Source organism: Neobacillus drentensis, from assembly GCF_036966985.1.
Taxonomy (GTDB): domain Bacteria; phylum Bacillota; class Bacilli; order Bacillales; family Cytobacillaceae; genus Neobacillus; species Neobacillus drentensis_E.
Genome location: NZ_JBALSN010000250.1, coordinates 1 through 14,346, shown reverse-complemented (window position 1 = coordinate 14,346; position 14,346 = coordinate 1). Strand labels below are relative to the sequence as shown.

Genomic DNA, 14,346 nt, shown 5'->3' with positions numbered 1-14,346 from the left:
ATTATTAACTTCTTCATATATAACAGCTTTGCAGTTCATCCAAATAATTATAGTACAGTTTCAAATCCGATTCTAAATCCCTTTATTAACAATCTGAAAATAATGCTAATTACCCCCTTAAAATAAGACTTCACAAAACGTTAACAATATACGTGCCTTTTTTCACAAGAAACCTGTTATACTCGATTTATAGAAAGAACAACCAAACTGTTATATTGTTTTATAAAAAATATGAGGTGATTAATAATGGAACAATGGACTGGATTTACAAAAGGTGCTTGGTCAAAAGAAGTTGACGTTCGCGATTTTATCCTTAATAATTTTACTCCTTTCGAAGGGGATGATTCATTTCTAGCAGGTCCTACAGAAGCAACTACTAAACTTTGGGCACAGGTAATGGAATTAACCAAACAAGAGCGTGAAAAGGGCGGCGTATTGGATATGGACACAGAAACCGTATCTACGATTACGTCCCATGGACCTGGTTACCTTAACGAAGACCTTGAAAAAATTGTTGGGGTACAAACCGATAAACCGTTTAATCGTTCAATGCAGCCATTTGGTGGGATTCGTATGGCGAAAGCAGCTTGTGAAGCTTATGGTTACCAATTAAACCCTGAAATTGAAAAAATCTTTACTGAGTTCCGTAAAACTCACAATCAAGGTGTTTTCGATGCCTATACAGATGAAATGATGCTTGCTCGTAAAGCTGCAATTATTACCGGTCTTCCAGATGCTTATGGCCGCGGCCGTATTATTGGGGATTATCGCCGCGTTGCTCTCTACGGTGTTGATTTCTTAATCCAAGAAAAGCAAAAGGACCAAAAGAACACTAGCAAAGTAATGACTGAAGATAATATGCGCCTTCGTGAAGAACTTGCTGAACAAATTCGTGCTTTAAAAGAACTAAAGGAAATGGCAAACAGCTATGGATTTGACATTAGTCAACCAGCTAAAAATACTGCTGAAGCATTCCAATTCGTGTACTTTGGATACTTAGCAGCGATTAAGGAACAAAACGGTGCTGCAATGAGCCTTGGCCGTGTGTCAACATTCTTAGATATTTACGTAGAAAGAGATTTGCAAAACGGAACAATAACAGAAGAAGAAGTACAAGAAATAGTTGACCATTTTATTATGAAGCTTCGTCTTGTAAAATTTGCCCGCACACCAGATTATAATGAACTATTCAGTGGAGACCCTACATGGGTAACAGAATCAATCGGCGGGATGGCAAATGATGGCCGTTCCCTTGTAACGAAAAACTCATTCCGCTTCCTGCATACATTGGATAACTTAGGTGCTGCACCAGAACCAAACTTAACAGTTTTATGGTCACCACAGTTACCTGAAAACTTTAAGAAATATTGTGCGAAAATGTCAATCAAAACTAGCTCGATTCAATATGAAAACGACGATATAATGCGCCCAGAATATGGCGATGACTATGGAATTGCTTGCTGTGTTTCAGCAATGGAAATTGGGAAGCAAATGCAGTTCTTTGGTGCCCGTGCCAACCTTGCAAAAGCACTTCTATACGCTATTAACGGCGGCGTAGATGAAAAATTAAAAATCCAAGTGGGACCACAATATCAGCCAATTACATCTGAAGTATTAAACTATGAAGAAGTAATGCAAAAATTCGATCTTGTGATGGAATGGCTTGCTGGTCTTTATATCAACACCTTAAATGTCATTCACTATATGCATGATAAATACAGTTATGAAAGAATTGAAATGGCGTTGCATGATACGAAGATTCTTCGGACAATGGCTACTGGTATTGCCGGCCTATCCGTTGTTGCTGATTCACTAAGCGCTATTAAATACGGAGAAGTTAAAGTAATCCGTGATGAAAACGGTCTGGCCGTTGATTTTGAAACTACTGGGGACTTCCCTAAATACGGAAACAACGATGACCGGGTCGATGCGATTGCTGTAGAAGTACTTAAAACCTTTATGAAAAAGCTTCGTAAGCACCAAACTTACCGGGACTCTGTACACACATTATCTATTTTAACGATTACATCTAACGTAGTCTACGGAAAGAAAACTGGTAATACACCTGATGGACGTCGTATGGGAGAACCCTTTGCACCAGGCGCTAACCCAATGCACGGCCGTGACACAAAAGGAACACTAGCTTCACTATCTTCGGTTGCGAAGCTTCCATACAACTATGCGATGGATGGCATTTCAAATACCTTCTCAATCGTACCTAAAGCATTAGGTAAAGAAGAAGAAAGCCAAACCCGTAACCTTGTCTCAATCCTAGATGGATATGCTATAAAATCAGGTCATCACTTAAATGTGAACGTCTTTAATCGCGAAACATTAATTGATGCAATGGAACACCCAGAGCTTTACCCACAATTAACAATCCGTGTTTCTGGATATGCAGTTAACTTCATTAAATTAACAAAAGAACAACAGTTAGACGTTATTAACCGAACATTCCACGAATCACTATAATCAAACCAACCGGGGCCCTTTTATTGGGGCTCCTGGTAAACTAAGGGGGATCATTATCATGAACGGAAATATTCATTCAATCGAAACCTTAGGTACAGTCGACGGACCAGGTATCCGCTATGTTATTTTTACACAAGGCTGCCTATTGCGGTGCCAATTTTGCCATAATGCTGATACATGGAAAATTGGCAGCGGTAAAGAAATGACCGTTTCCGAAATCATGGATGATCTTATGTCCTATCTGCCTTTCATTCAGTCTTCTGGCGGTGGAATTACAGTGAGCGGTGGTGAACCATTGCTGCAAATCCCCTTCCTAACAGAATTGTTTAAGGAATGTAAAAAGAAAGGGATTCATACGACCATTGATTCTTCCGGTGGCTGCTTCTCACATTCAAAGCTTTTTGTTGACCAGTTAGAGGAGCTGCTCCAGTATACTGACTTAATCCTATTGGATTTGAAACATATTAACCGGAAAAAACATATTCAATTAACAGGAATGGCCAATGACCATATTCTTGAATTTGCAACATTCTTATCCGACCATCACGTTCCTATCTGGGTTCGCCACGTGCTCGTCCCTACGGTAACAGATGATCCTGAAGATTTAACAAAACTTGGTGAATTCATCGGAACACTTAAAAACGTCCAAAAGATTGAAATTCTTCCTTACCACAAACTCGGTGTTTATAAATGGGAAGCACTCGGACATGAATATCAACTCCATTCTGTTGAGCCACCCACAGAAGAAAATGTGGAGTTTGCCTTTAAGAAAATAACTGCACACTGGAATGCACCCATCCAAAAACACTGATTCGATTGAATCAGTGTTTTTAGATAATGGGCATAATTTGGCAACTTTGATACTTACCCTATTGGCCAAAAAGTAAATATCTTCATAATCTGGCATTTTGGCAAGTATTAAATTGATTCTTTACCCTATCTCCTATATACTCATATCATTGACATTTAAGTGAGGTGATAATATTTGTTTCAATTGCTTATCGACAGTTCAGATATAAATGCCCTTAACGCTCTTTATGTAAGTATTTTTTTAGGAATTGCTTTAAAATTATTATGGGCATGGAGTGTGGAATATTCGTTTGTTGGTTCCTTATCTGATCCGGCAAGGACAAATATTATTCACCCATTGGTACTTTATCTTAAGAAAAGTTGTTTAAATGGCAGCTTTATTCTGAAAAGAATTGTTATATATTTTCGTAGAAAAGAATATTCACAGGATGATTCTGAAGAACCTGTTTCCTCCCTTTTTTGTTAATAAATATTTATAAATCAATTCTAGGAGGAAATATGAAAAACAAACGATCTTCTTTCATTATTGTCACAATGTTAGCTTTAACAACTTTATTATTATCTGCATGTTCATCTCAAGCACAAAATGGAAAAAACAATAGTGGATTTTTCCATACTTATTTTGTCGAACCTTTTTCAACTTTTATCCATTATTTAGCGGAACTTTTTAATGGAAACTATGGTTTGTCCATTATTCTTGTAACGCTGATTATCAGGCTTGCCCTAATGCCGCTTATGTTAAGGCAGTATAAAAACCAAATGGCAATGAAGGAAAAAATGGATGTGTTAAAGCCTGAAATGGATGTCATCCAGACTAAAATGAAAACTGAAAAGGATCCAAAGAAAAAGCAGGAACTTCAAGCAGAAATGATGGGACTTTATAAAAAGCATGGGGTTAATCCATTAAATATGGGCTGTCTACCTTTGCTCATCCAAATGCCTATTCTAACTGGTTTCTATTATGCGATTCGTGGTTCAGAAGAGATAAAAACTCATGAGTTTTTATGGTTCAGTTTAGGAAATCCTGACATCATTATTACGATTATTGCTGGGGTTATTTACTACTTCCAGTTTAAAGTTTCCCAGTCGAATATGCCTTCCGCACAGGCAGACCAAATGAAATATATGGGTTTACTCTCCCCATTAATGATTGTTATGTTTTCTTTTAACGCACCAGCAGCCCTTCCCCTTTATTGGGTAGTCGGCGGTACGTTCCTGATTATTCAAACAATGATTAGCAAAAGTCTTTATCAAACTAATAAAACACCGAAAGTTCAAGTCAAACAAAAATAGTCGGATTGAAAAAGAAGCGTCCTTGGATGCTTCTTTTTTTTGGATAGTTTTTTACAATTATGGCAACCTAATTTTGTAGTATTCAGATAAAGGAGTGATATGACAACATGAAAATCAACTTATTCATCATTGCTTCCCTTATTCCAAGTCTTTATTTAACTGGTTGTGCTAATAATGATATGAATAATGAAGTTGCTACACGTCAACGAAATGCAACTGACACAACCCGTGTAAATTATAATCCCCATCAAGTCGGACCTGCGATTTCGAGCGCTGATACAAGTGATCCCGAATTAGACCGCATGAGAAAGCATAATACTAGGAATAACGTACGTAATAACAATCAAACCAAAACAAGACTAGCGGATAGGGCAGTGGATAAAGTAATCAACTTATCCGAAGTCGATGATGCAGTTATCATTGTAAATGATAATAATGCTTATGTTGCTGCTAAATTGGACCGTTCCTCACGGAATGAATTGACCTCAGATATTAAAAATAAGATTTCTCGCGCAGTCAAATCCGTTGATGAAAACATTGATAACGTTTATATTTCAGTTAACCCTGATTTTTATGACCGAATGAATACGTATTCCAGAGATATTCGAAATGGACGACCTGTTGCAGGTTTTATGGACGAGTTTTCAGATATTATCCGTCGGGTCTTCCCTAATGCAAAATAGTCAATATAAATAAAATGCCTGGCACATAAGCCTGGCATTTTATTTATCTTTGCAACTGGACTTTTAATTGGGTGCTGATGTCTTCCCATTCATCACGAAGGATACTAAAAAATACCGTATCCCTTACATATCCATCTGAAATTATCCGATCTTTCCGTAATACTCCTTCTTTTACGGCACCGATTCTAGCAATCGCCTTTTGGGATCTTATATTTCTAGCGTCCGTTTTTAATTGGACACGTGTAAGGTTCCAAACATTAAATGCATGGCTTAATAAAAGAAATTTACATTCAGTATTTACTCTGGTCCGCCATACAGTCGGGTGATACCACGTCGAGCCAATTTCCGCACTATTATGGTTTGGGAGTATATCTAAGAATCGTGTGCTCCCAATGATATGATTATTGTTGTCTACAACCGTAAAGGTATAATCTGTTCCATGTTCACGTGCTTTTATGGCAGCGTTTATCATTAGTTCCATCTCATCTTTTGAGCGAATTTTTGTCGCCATATACGTCCATATTTCTTCTGGTTCTGCTGCTTCCCACAAACCGTCTAAGTGGTCCATACTGACAGGAATTAATTTTACCGTTTCCCCTTGTAACGAAAATAGATCGTTCCATAATTTAGCCATTAATCATTCTCCCTTTTTCATAAGAAAAGCGTAAGCGCTCTGGTCAGCGGCGTATGGCCTCCTCGAAAGAGCTAACGCTCTTTCTTCGTGCGATGCTTTGCTGCCGAAACCTTCCTTGTGGAGCGCTCCAACNNCACGAAGAGCCGGAGGCGCATTCGTGCTTGACTTATCGTAGGGCGGAGAGCGAAGGACACTAGCCGCTAGGGCGCTGGAGCTAGACAGTAATATAAGTTCAAAAACTTTTACTTTCTTACCATAAGAAAAGACTGCGGGCTATGCTCCACAGTCCTCCTATTATGCATCCTGAAAATATTCCTTGTAAAAGCCGCCTACTTTTCCTGTATTATCAACAATGTAATAAAATTCTTCTGTCTCATTTTTTACATCATAGACTTTCCCAGCTGTTAAAGCATTATTGACAAGATATTTTTTGGCATCCGTATGAACGCATTTTATTTTTTTTATTGTTTCCCGATCACGCCATGATAGATGAATCATTGGTGCACCCTTCCTTTCGTTCTTTGTCCCACTCCTAGTATAATCAAAATGGCTGGTGGTGCGCAACAAAATCAATGCATTAAGAAATTGTGAACAATTTTAAAATTTTATTAATTTTGGGTTCTCAAATGTCAAAAAAAACATTACAATTATAAAAACTGAATATTCAATCCATTTTCTCGAGGAGGCATTCATAAGTATGAAAATTATGAGTAATGAGCAATTAGTTGTTTCGTATCGGGATGCATTAAAGTCTGACAAGGAAAAAGAATGGATTAAGATATTAAAAGATGAAATCAAACGCCGTGGCCTAAGACCATTTAAAAATCGTTAACTAGAAAAAACCGCTGAAAGGATTCAGCGGTTTTTCAATTTCATCCCATTTTCATTTCATTACTTGTTAACTCATTAGGATAAAAGGATAATTCAGTAAGTTTTCCTGCAATCTTGTCAGCCGCATCCACTGGATTATCAGCAAAGATCTCAAAGAATTCCCCTTCATACTCTTGTTTCGCATGGTCATAACGCGGATCATAATAGTGCTCAAGTAAAAGGTGAATCATATCCGGGTATTTTCGATCGGATAACGCTTGGATGAGTGAATTTTTGATGTCAATAGCTTTAATACGCCTTAACACCTTTTCAATCCCATCAGAAATCTTATCAAAATACCATGGATCATTCTGATAAGGAAGTACATATTCCGCCACAAGATGTGTTACCCTTTGTTCAATCGGGATATTTAGGTTGATATTAATCCCTCTCATCTTTTTATCCATTAGTTCCTCGGTTTGGACGGCTTTTCCGATTCTTTTGCTTTCTGCTTCCACGAGAAAGTATTCAGCACCCTTTATTTCGGTAAGCCCTTTAAATAGTAAGGAGTCAAATGTTTTTTGATTATGACCATCCCCAAGGCCGATCGTGCCGAATATCGAACCGCGATGCCCTGCCATCTCTTCAAGGTCTAAAATTGGATAACCTCTTTTTTTCAAGACCTTTAAGACCTCTGTTTTCCCAACCCCTGTTAATCCATGAAGGACAACAGCTTTGCCGGGAAGCATTGTTGGTAACTGTTCAAGAATATAGTGGCGGTACTCTTTATATCCACCTACTAGCCTACTAGCATAAATACCTGCAAACTCGAGAAACGTGACCACAGCTTTACTTCTCATCCCACCGCGCCAGCAATGGATAATCAGCTCGGAATCGTTGGAAATGGCCTTCTTTATTGTTTGTAATAAGGCAGGAATCTTAGGGGAAACGATTTCCATTGCTTTCCACTTAGCATGCGATGGTCCTTCTTGTTTATAAATTGTTCCAATTATCTGACGTTCTTCATCTGTAAATAAGGGAACATTGATCGCTCCAGGAATTGCACCATCATTAAACTCAATTGGTGAGCGTATGTCAATGATTATAGGATTCTTAATCGTAAAAAGTTCTTCGACAGTCATTTCTTTCATATCATCTACGCTCCTCTTAAAATAAATCAAATATCTATTTGAAAACAAACAAAACTTCCACAACGGGAAGTTTCGAAAAAAGTTAACTAGTGTAAATTAGGATTTCCTACGTATCTATTATACAGGAAACATCCCTTGCATTCAAGGAGAGGCAGTTATTCTGTGTGCTTATACCATTTTGGATATTGGTTTAAAAACAGACATTAACTTTTCCATCTCAACCAGTTTTCCATTATGAAATTGATCGACAATTTTGCTGCCAACTATAACTCCATCACAGTACTTTGTTAAGTCTACTATCTGTTCTTGGCTTGAAATCCCGAAACCCGCCAAGACAGGGATCGGACTTAGAGCTTTTACATACTGTAAGAATTGATTCAATTCCGAATCATATTCATTTCTCACACCTGTAATCCCCTTAATTGTTACCGTGTATAAAAATCCCTTGCCCTTATTTGCAATCGTTTTGATTCGCTCAATAGGTGTTGTGAGCGTGACAAGACGAATTAATTCTATTTCAGCTGCATCTAGCTGCGATGTAATAATACCCTCTTCTTCTATCGGTAAATCGGGAATAATACACCCGTCTACACCTGCTTTCCGTATATCTTGAACAAATTCATTGATCCCATAGCGATATATTGGATTTAAATAAGTCATAAGCAGGATTGGAACATTAATTTCCTTTCGTGCCTTTCCAAGTTCTGTAATAATGCTTTTTAGCGTTGTGCCGTTTCCAAGTGCTCTTATTCCTGCTTGCTGGATGGTTGGTCCATCGGCCACTGGATCCGAAAACGGAACCCCCACCTCAATGGCCGTTGCACCAAATTTCTCTAATAATTGAAGGCGATCAACCAAACATTCAAGCCCGCCATCTCCTGCCATGATGTATGGAACAAACGCTTTTGTATTATTCTCTTTCAATGCTGCAAAAGTTTTTTCAAAACGGTTCATTTCTTATCTCTCCTCTCCTAAACGTGTTTTCACCGTATCTACATCTTTATCACCGCGCCCTGATAAGCAAACTACAATTTTTTGGGATTCGTCCATTTTTGCTGCCAGCTTAACTGCGAAGGCAATGGCATGTGCACTCTCAAGGGCTGGGATGATTCCTTCCAGTCTAGATAAAAGTTGAAAAGCGTCTAGTGCCTCTTTATCGGTAATCGAATGATATTTTGCACGACCAATGTCATGTAAATAGCTATGCTCCGGTCCGATACCCGGATAATCTAATCCGGCCGAGATAGAATGTGCTTCTTGAACTTGACCATCTTGGTCTTGCAAAAGATACATGAGTGCTCCATGTAATACCCCTGGACTTCCCTTAGTTAAGGAGGCTGCATGGTACTTTGTATCAACACCCTGTCCAGCTGCTTCTACACCATAGAGACTAACCTCTTCATCTTCGATAAATGGATAGAACATCCCCATTGCATTACTCCCTCCGCCGATACAGGCTACCACGGCATCTGGAAGTGTCCTCTCGCTTAATTGGAATTGGTGTTTTGTTTCCTTACCAATCACACTTTGGAAATCCCTGACCATCTGAGGAAATGGATGCGGCCCCATTACAGAACCCAATAAATAGTGAGTATCATCAACATTTTCTACCCAGTATCTTAACGCCTCATTTACTGCATCTTTCAATGTAGCGCTCCCAGAGATAACACTAACAACCTTTGCACCCAGCAATTCCATTCTAAAAACATTAAGGGCCTGCCTTTTGATGTCCTCTTCACCCATGAACACGATACAATCAAGATTTAATAAAGCACAAACGGTTGCGGTTGCAACACCATGCTGGCCAGCTCCCGTTTCAGCGACGATTTTTTTCTTTCCCATACGTACGGCTAATAGTGCTTGCCCAATAGCATTATTGATTTTATGGGCACCTGTATGGTTTAAATCTTCTCTTTTAAGGAAAATCTTAGCTCCTCCAGCATGTCTTGTAAGATTATCTGCATAATACAATGGCGTTTCTCTACCAACATAGTTTTTTAATAAATCTTGAATTTCCACTTGAAAGGAAGGGTCCTTTTTCGCGCTTTCATACGCTTCACCAAGTTCTATTACTGCTTTCATCAATGTCTCAGGGACAAATCTTCCTCCGAAAATTCCGAAGTGACCGTTCTCATTTGGTAATGTATAAGTATTCATTCCCTTTACCTCCCTACAGGTGTGCTTTTCGCTTTTTCTATAAATGTTTTAATCTTTTCTAAATCCTTTTTCCCGTCGGTTTCTACCCCCGAGCTAACATCTACCATATATGGTCGAATAATATTAATCGCTTCTTCCACATTGTTTGCATGCAAACCGCCGGCAAGGATTATTTTGTGATTATTAATCAAATTAGGGTCAACCTCATTCCAATTAAATACCGTCCCATTTCCGCCTCTGTATTTTCCCTTAGGACTATCTAATAAAATAAAATCACTTGGATAATCAGCCAATGCTGATAAGCCTTCATTTCCTTGAAAACTTATTGATTTTATCACTGGCAAGGACAGCGATTCACTAAATCGTCCTGTTTCGTCTCCGTGTAATTGGATATGTGTAAGGCCCACAGTAGAAGCAATTTTCTCAATTTCTTCACGTGATTCATTTACAAAAACACCGACCTTATGAACTTCTACTGGTAAATAACCAATAATTTCTTGCGCTTTCTCAATTGTGACTCTTCGCTTACTTTCTGCAAAGACAAACCCAATAGCATCAGCACCATAACGAACCGCTTCTATCCCAGTTTCTACATCAGTGATTCCACAAATTTTCACTTTCATTTAATGACACCTCCAATAAGTGGCATGCGAAAGTCTAAAAAAGATTGTTTCACATCTGGACTTTTCATTAATGCTTCGCCCACTAATATTCCATTAGCTCCTGCATTTCTAATGCGTGCTACATCCTCTTGGTGATGAATCCCGCTTTCACTAATAAGATAAGCACCAGAGTTTTTAGCAATCGATGCTAGGGTCTCAGTCACCTCTAGGGAGACATGAAATGTCTTTAAGTCACGATTATTTACCCCAATCAACTTTGCTCCGGTCTTTAGTCCTATTTCCAATTCTTCCTGATTATGAACTTCGACCAATACTTCTAGACCAAGCTCCTTAGCGTATTGATAAAGTTCAACCAATCTCTGTTCATCTAAGGCAGCTACTATCAACAAAATGATATCCGCACCATTTGAGGCAGCAAGCTTTATTTGCAGTTCATCTATGATAAAATCTTTACAGAGAATTGGCAGATTTACTTTACTCCGAACTGCTCTTAAATCGGAGAAAGATCCTTTAAAAAAAGTTTGGTCCGTTAAAACAGAAATTGCTGACGCGCCATATGCTTCATATAGTCCTGCCTGATAGGCAGGATCAATCGAGTTATTTATGATCCCTTTCGAAGGCGATGCCCGCTTAAACTCTGAGATAATCGATATTTGATCAGTTGTTTTTAGCTTTTGAATAAATGATCTTCTCGGCTGGTTTGTTACTTCGAATAGTTGGTTCCCTTCTCGAAGGAATAGAACTTCTTTTTTCTTTTGTTCTATAATTTTATCTAAAATGGTTGCCACTTATATCGCCTCTTTCTGCCCTGCTGCTTGAGATTTTTCAATCAGAGTGGTTAATTTTTCATAAGCAGCACCAGAATCAATGACCTCTCTTGCTACGTGGATACCTTCCTTAATGGAACTTGCTTTTCCAGCTGTAAAGATTCCGAGCCCCGAATTAAGTATTACCGTGTCACGATAAGCGCCCTTTTCCCCTTTTAACACATTGATCAAAATTTCTGCGTTTTCCTTGGAGTCACCACCCTTAATACAACTGTTATCATATTGTGGAAGATTGACGTCTTCTGGGAAGAATGACTGATTAGTAATGATACCATCCTCTAAAATGGTTAAATGGTTTTCCCCTTGAAGCGATGCTTCATCCATAAAGCCTGCTCCATTGATGACAATGGCCCTCTTGCGTCCCAACTTTAAAAGTACTTCAGCAAACACATTCAATAAATCTCTCCGATACACACCCAACAATTGATAGTCCAACTCAATTGGGTTTGTAAGTGGTCCAATAAAGTTAAATATCGTTGGAATCTTTAATTGTTTTCTAACGGTCATGACTTTCTTTAATTTTGGATGAACATTAGGTGCAAATAAAAAAGATAAGCCAATTTCCTGCAGAATTTCTTCTGTTCTTTCTGCTGAAAGATTTAAATTAATTCCTAAGTATTCGAGTACGTCGGCACTTCCCGTTTTACTCGAAACACTTCGATTGCCATGCTTGGCAACAGGAATTCCAGCACCAGCAATCACAAAAGCAGAAGTAGTACTTACATTGAAACTTGAAGAACCATCTCCTCCGGTCCCACAATTATCGATAACTCCAGAAAATTTCTCTTTAAATTTCAGTGTATTTGCTTTCATTGCTTTTACTATTCCGGTAATTTCTTCGACTGTTTCTCCTTTTGATTTCAAGCCCATTAAGAAGGCAGCAATTTCGGATTCTGAAACCTCTTCACCCAAAATGCAACTAACCGCTTCTTTCATCTGGTTTTCAGAAAATGATTCACGTTCAGCTAATTGGAGTAAATAATTCTTCATTTTTCTTCATCCTCTCTATCTCATTTAAAAAGTTATTTAGGATTTGTTTGCCGGAAGGAGTACCAATCGACTCCGGATGAAACTGCAGCCCAAAAACAGGATAGTCACGATGTCTGATCGCCATAATTTCCTGGTCTTCGTCAGAATGAGCGATGCACTCGAGCACTTCAGGAATACTACACTTTTCAATAATTAATGAATGATAGCGCATGACTTCTAATGGGTTGGGTAGATCTGCAAATAATCCATCGCACTGATGCGATATGAATGATGTTTTACCATGCTTGATTAGGGCTGCCCTTTTAATCTCGCCACCGAATGCTGCACCGATGGCTTGATGACCAAGACAAATTCCTAAAATTGGTATTTCATTAAAAAATGTTTGAATTAATTTGATGCAAATTCCGGCATCCTCTGGCTTTCCTGGTCCCGGGGAAAGAATGATTGCTTTAGGGTTTAATTCCTTGATTTGTTCCATGCTTAGCTGATTATTCCTAAAAACTGTTATCTGTTCCCCTAGTTCTCCTAGATATTGATAAAGGTTGAATGTGAACGAATCAAAATTATCAATCAGTAAAATCATTTCTCACCCTCCAAGAAAGAGTTTAGTTTGTTTATCGTCTCTTGATATTCGGACTCTGGATTCGAATCATATACGATTCCAGCTCCAGCTTGTATATAAGCCGAACCCTCTTTTAAAATCATCGTTCGAATCGCAAGGGCAAAATCCATATTTCCATCGGCGGATATATATCCAACAGCTCCTGAATATAACCCACGTTTTGACTTTTCCAAAGAGTTAATAATCTCCATCGCTCGAACCTTAGGAGCTCCTGAAACAGTCCCGGCAGGCAGACAGGAAGCGAGCGCATCTATGGCTGTCTTGTCAGAATTTAAATNNTGAGACAAGGTGCATCACATGTCGATATTTCTCCACTGCCATATACTTATCCACTTGAACAGACCCAAATTCGCAAATTTTTCCGAGGTCATTTCTGCCAAGATCAACTAGCATCTTATGCTCTGCCAGTTCTTTTTCATCATTTTTCAATTCTTGTTCAATCAACAAATCCTCTTCATTTGTTTTCCCTCGTCTTTTTGTACCAGCAATAGGATTCGAAATAACTGTCTGTGCTCTTGTTTTAATTAAGCTTTCAGGAGATGAGCCAATCACGGTATAGCCGTCAAAGTCAATATAAAACATATAAGGCGTTGGATTATTTGCACGGTGTTTGCGATAAAGTGATAATGGATCCCCATTAAATGCTGATTTCATCCTCCTCGAAAGAACCACCTGAAAAATATCACCAGCTAAAATATGTTCCTTCGCAATTTCTACATTTTTGATAAAGGCTTCTTTTGTTGTTTCAGAGTCAAAGCCTGAAAAATCAAAAGGCTCTTCTGCTGGGTAAAAGGTAGGCTGTTTGAGTTCCTCTATTCTGCGCTCGATTCTTTTTTCAATTACAGCGGTGTCGCTCTCCTTCGTTAAAGGACAACCACAAATCAAAACCTTGTCTTGAAGATGATCAAAGACTATTACTTCTTCATAAAACATTAAGTGTACATCCGGCATTTCCATACCGTTTGGAAATTCCTCTCCTATCACTTCATACTGCCTAATAATGTCATAGCCTACAAATCCAACTGCGCCTCCAATAAATGGGAAGGGATACTCTTCAAAGTCCATGGGAGGGATAAGTCTCTTTAACACTTCTAGAGGATTACCCTTTATAACTTCTTTTTCACCATTCTGCTTAAGAATCTCATTCCGATCCCCCCTTGAAATAAGTTCAAAGGCTGGTTCTGCACCAATAAAGGAATATCGACCGGAATCATTATACTTATGTGAACTTTCTAATAGGAATTTCTTTTTCCCGTTTATTTTTTTTAAGATGG

At 38.5% G+C, this 14,346-nt stretch carries 15 protein-coding genes and 1 pseudogene; 6 read left to right on the top strand and 10 right to left on the bottom strand.

The features are described from left to right. Positions 1-246 precede the first annotated feature (246 nt). The 5 genes from pflB (at position 247) to V7659_RS16810 (ending at position 5,258) form a co-directional block, all read left to right on the top strand. On the top strand, positions 247-2,472 hold the full coding sequence (pflB, locus tag V7659_RS16830) for a formate C-acetyltransferase (protein WP_335540969.1): 2,226 nt from the start codon (positions 247-249) through the stop codon (positions 2,470-2,472). 58 nt (positions 2,473-2,530) lie between these two features. Then, positions 2,531-3,283 carry a pyruvate formate-lyase-activating protein gene (gene pflA / locus V7659_RS16825; RefSeq protein WP_335540968.1) on the top strand — a complete coding sequence of 251 codons (753 nt, stop codon included), beginning with the start codon at positions 2,531-2,533 and terminating at the stop codon, positions 3,281-3,283. 174 nt (positions 3,284-3,457) lie between these two features. After that, the gene (locus V7659_RS16820) at positions 3,458-3,748 is read left to right on the top strand and encodes a hypothetical protein (RefSeq protein WP_335540967.1); all 291 of its coding nucleotides are present in this window, start codon (positions 3,458-3,460) and stop codon (positions 3,746-3,748) included. A 32-nt stretch (positions 3,749-3,780) separates the two neighbouring features. Next, positions 3,781-4,575 carry a membrane protein insertase YidC gene (gene yidC / locus V7659_RS16815; RefSeq protein ID WP_335540966.1) on the top strand — a complete coding sequence of 265 codons (795 nt, stop codon included), beginning with the start codon at positions 3,781-3,783 and terminating at the stop codon, positions 4,573-4,575. 107 nt (positions 4,576-4,682) lie between these two features. Continuing rightward, the gene (locus V7659_RS16810; protein WP_335540965.1) at positions 4,683-5,258 is read left to right on the top strand and encodes a YhcN/YlaJ family sporulation lipoprotein; all 576 of its coding nucleotides are present in this window, start codon (positions 4,683-4,685) and stop codon (positions 5,256-5,258) included. A gap of 43 nt (positions 5,259-5,301) precedes the next feature. Here the strand turns inward: V7659_RS16810 and V7659_RS16805 are convergent, their stop codons facing one another. Then, positions 5,302-5,892: a GNAT family N-acetyltransferase gene (locus V7659_RS16805; RefSeq protein WP_335540964.1), complete on the bottom strand. Its 591-nt coding sequence runs from the start codon at positions 5,890-5,892 to the stop codon at positions 5,302-5,304. Between the two features lie 294 nt (positions 5,893-6,186). Next, the gene (locus V7659_RS16800; protein ID WP_026563761.1) at positions 6,187-6,390 is read right to left on the bottom strand and encodes a DUF6501 family protein; all 204 of its coding nucleotides are present in this window, start codon (positions 6,388-6,390) and stop codon (positions 6,187-6,189) included. A 199-nt stretch (positions 6,391-6,589) separates the two neighbouring features. Between V7659_RS16800 and sda the strand changes: the two genes are divergently transcribed. Then, positions 6,590-6,724 carry a sporulation histidine kinase inhibitor Sda gene (gene sda, locus V7659_RS16795; RefSeq protein WP_026563762.1) on the top strand — a complete coding sequence of 45 codons (135 nt, stop codon included), beginning with the start codon at positions 6,590-6,592 and terminating at the stop codon, positions 6,722-6,724. A 40-nt stretch (positions 6,725-6,764) separates the two neighbouring features. Here sda and mnmH read toward each other — a convergent pair whose 3' ends face one another. The 8 genes and pseudogenes from mnmH to trpE form a co-directional block, all read right to left on the bottom strand. Next, complete coding sequence (gene mnmH, locus V7659_RS16790; protein ID WP_335540963.1) at positions 6,765-7,853, bottom strand: tRNA 2-selenouridine(34) synthase MnmH; 1,089 nt, start codon at positions 7,851-7,853, stop codon at positions 6,765-6,767. Positions 7,854-8,021: 168 nt separating this feature from the next. Next, positions 8,022-8,807: a tryptophan synthase subunit alpha gene (gene trpA / locus V7659_RS16785; protein ID WP_335540962.1), complete on the bottom strand. Its 786-nt coding sequence runs from the start codon at positions 8,805-8,807 to the stop codon at positions 8,022-8,024. Between the two features lie 3 nt (positions 8,808-8,810). Then, entirely contained in the window at positions 8,811-10,010 is a 1,200-nt protein-coding gene (gene trpB, locus V7659_RS16780) for a tryptophan synthase subunit beta (protein ID WP_335540961.1), read from the bottom strand. A 5-nt stretch (positions 10,011-10,015) separates the two neighbouring features. Beyond that, positions 10,016-10,633, bottom strand: a complete 618-nt coding sequence (locus V7659_RS16775) for a phosphoribosylanthranilate isomerase (RefSeq protein ID WP_335540960.1) — start codon at positions 10,631-10,633, stop codon at positions 10,016-10,018. After that, entirely contained in the window at positions 10,630-11,421 is a 792-nt protein-coding gene (gene trpC, locus V7659_RS16770; RefSeq protein ID WP_335540959.1) for an indole-3-glycerol phosphate synthase TrpC, read from the bottom strand. The genes V7659_RS16775 and trpC overlap by 4 nt, the downstream gene beginning before the upstream one ends. After that, positions 11,422-12,450, bottom strand: a complete 1,029-nt coding sequence (gene trpD / locus V7659_RS16765; protein WP_335540958.1) for an anthranilate phosphoribosyltransferase — start codon at positions 12,448-12,450, stop codon at positions 11,422-11,424. Further along, on the bottom strand, positions 12,422-13,033 hold the full coding sequence (locus V7659_RS16760) for an anthranilate synthase component II (protein WP_335540957.1): 612 nt from the start codon (positions 13,031-13,033) through the stop codon (positions 12,422-12,424). Before V7659_RS16760 ends, trpD begins: the two co-directional genes overlap by 29 nt. After that, positions 13,030-14,332, bottom strand: a pseudogene (trpE, locus tag V7659_RS16755) (anthranilate synthase component I). Before trpE ends, V7659_RS16760 begins: the two are co-directional and overlap by 4 nt. Between the last annotated feature and the right edge of the window lie 14 nt (positions 14,333-14,346).

What these genes read in the sequence shown, in the direction of transcription:
- sda (WP_026563762.1), top strand. Translation starts at nt 6,590, where the DNA reads ATGAAAATTATGAGTAATGAGCAATTAGTTGTTTCGTATCGGGATGCA.
- pflB (WP_335540969.1), top strand. Translation starts at nt 247, where the DNA reads ATGGAACAATGGACTGGATTTACAAAAGGTGCTTGGTCAAAAGAAGTT.
- V7659_RS16775 (WP_335540960.1), bottom strand. Translation starts at nt 10,633, where the DNA reads ATGAAAGTGAAAATTTGTGGAATCACTGATGTAGAAACTGGGATAGAA.
- V7659_RS16760 (WP_335540957.1), bottom strand. Translation starts at nt 13,033, where the DNA reads ATGATTTTACTGATTGATAATTTTGATTCGTTCACATTCAACCTTTAT.
- trpA (WP_335540962.1), bottom strand. Translation starts at nt 8,807, where the DNA reads ATGAACCGTTTTGAAAAAACTTTTGCAGCATTGAAAGAGAATAATACA.
- V7659_RS16805 (WP_335540964.1), bottom strand. Translation starts at nt 5,892, where the DNA reads ATGGCTAAATTATGGAACGATCTATTTTCGTTACAAGGGGAAACGGTA.
- pflA (WP_335540968.1), top strand. Translation starts at nt 2,531, where the DNA reads ATGAACGGAAATATTCATTCAATCGAAACCTTAGGTACAGTCGACGGA.
- V7659_RS16810 (WP_335540965.1), top strand. Translation starts at nt 4,683, where the DNA reads ATGAAAATCAACTTATTCATCATTGCTTCCCTTATTCCAAGTCTTTAT.
- trpD (WP_335540958.1), bottom strand. Translation starts at nt 12,450, where the DNA reads ATGAAGAATTATTTACTCCAATTAGCTGAACGTGAATCATTTTCTGAA.
- mnmH (WP_335540963.1), bottom strand. Translation starts at nt 7,853, where the DNA reads ATGAAAGAAATGACTGTCGAAGAACTTTTTACGATTAAGAATCCTATA.
- V7659_RS16800 (WP_026563761.1), bottom strand. Translation starts at nt 6,390, where the DNA reads ATGATTCATCTATCATGGCGTGATCGGGAAACAATAAAAAAAATAAAA.
- trpB (WP_335540961.1), bottom strand. Translation starts at nt 10,010, where the DNA reads ATGAATACTTATACATTACCAAATGAGAACGGTCACTTCGGAATTTTC.
- yidC (WP_335540966.1), top strand. Translation starts at nt 3,781, where the DNA reads ATGAAAAACAAACGATCTTCTTTCATTATTGTCACAATGTTAGCTTTA.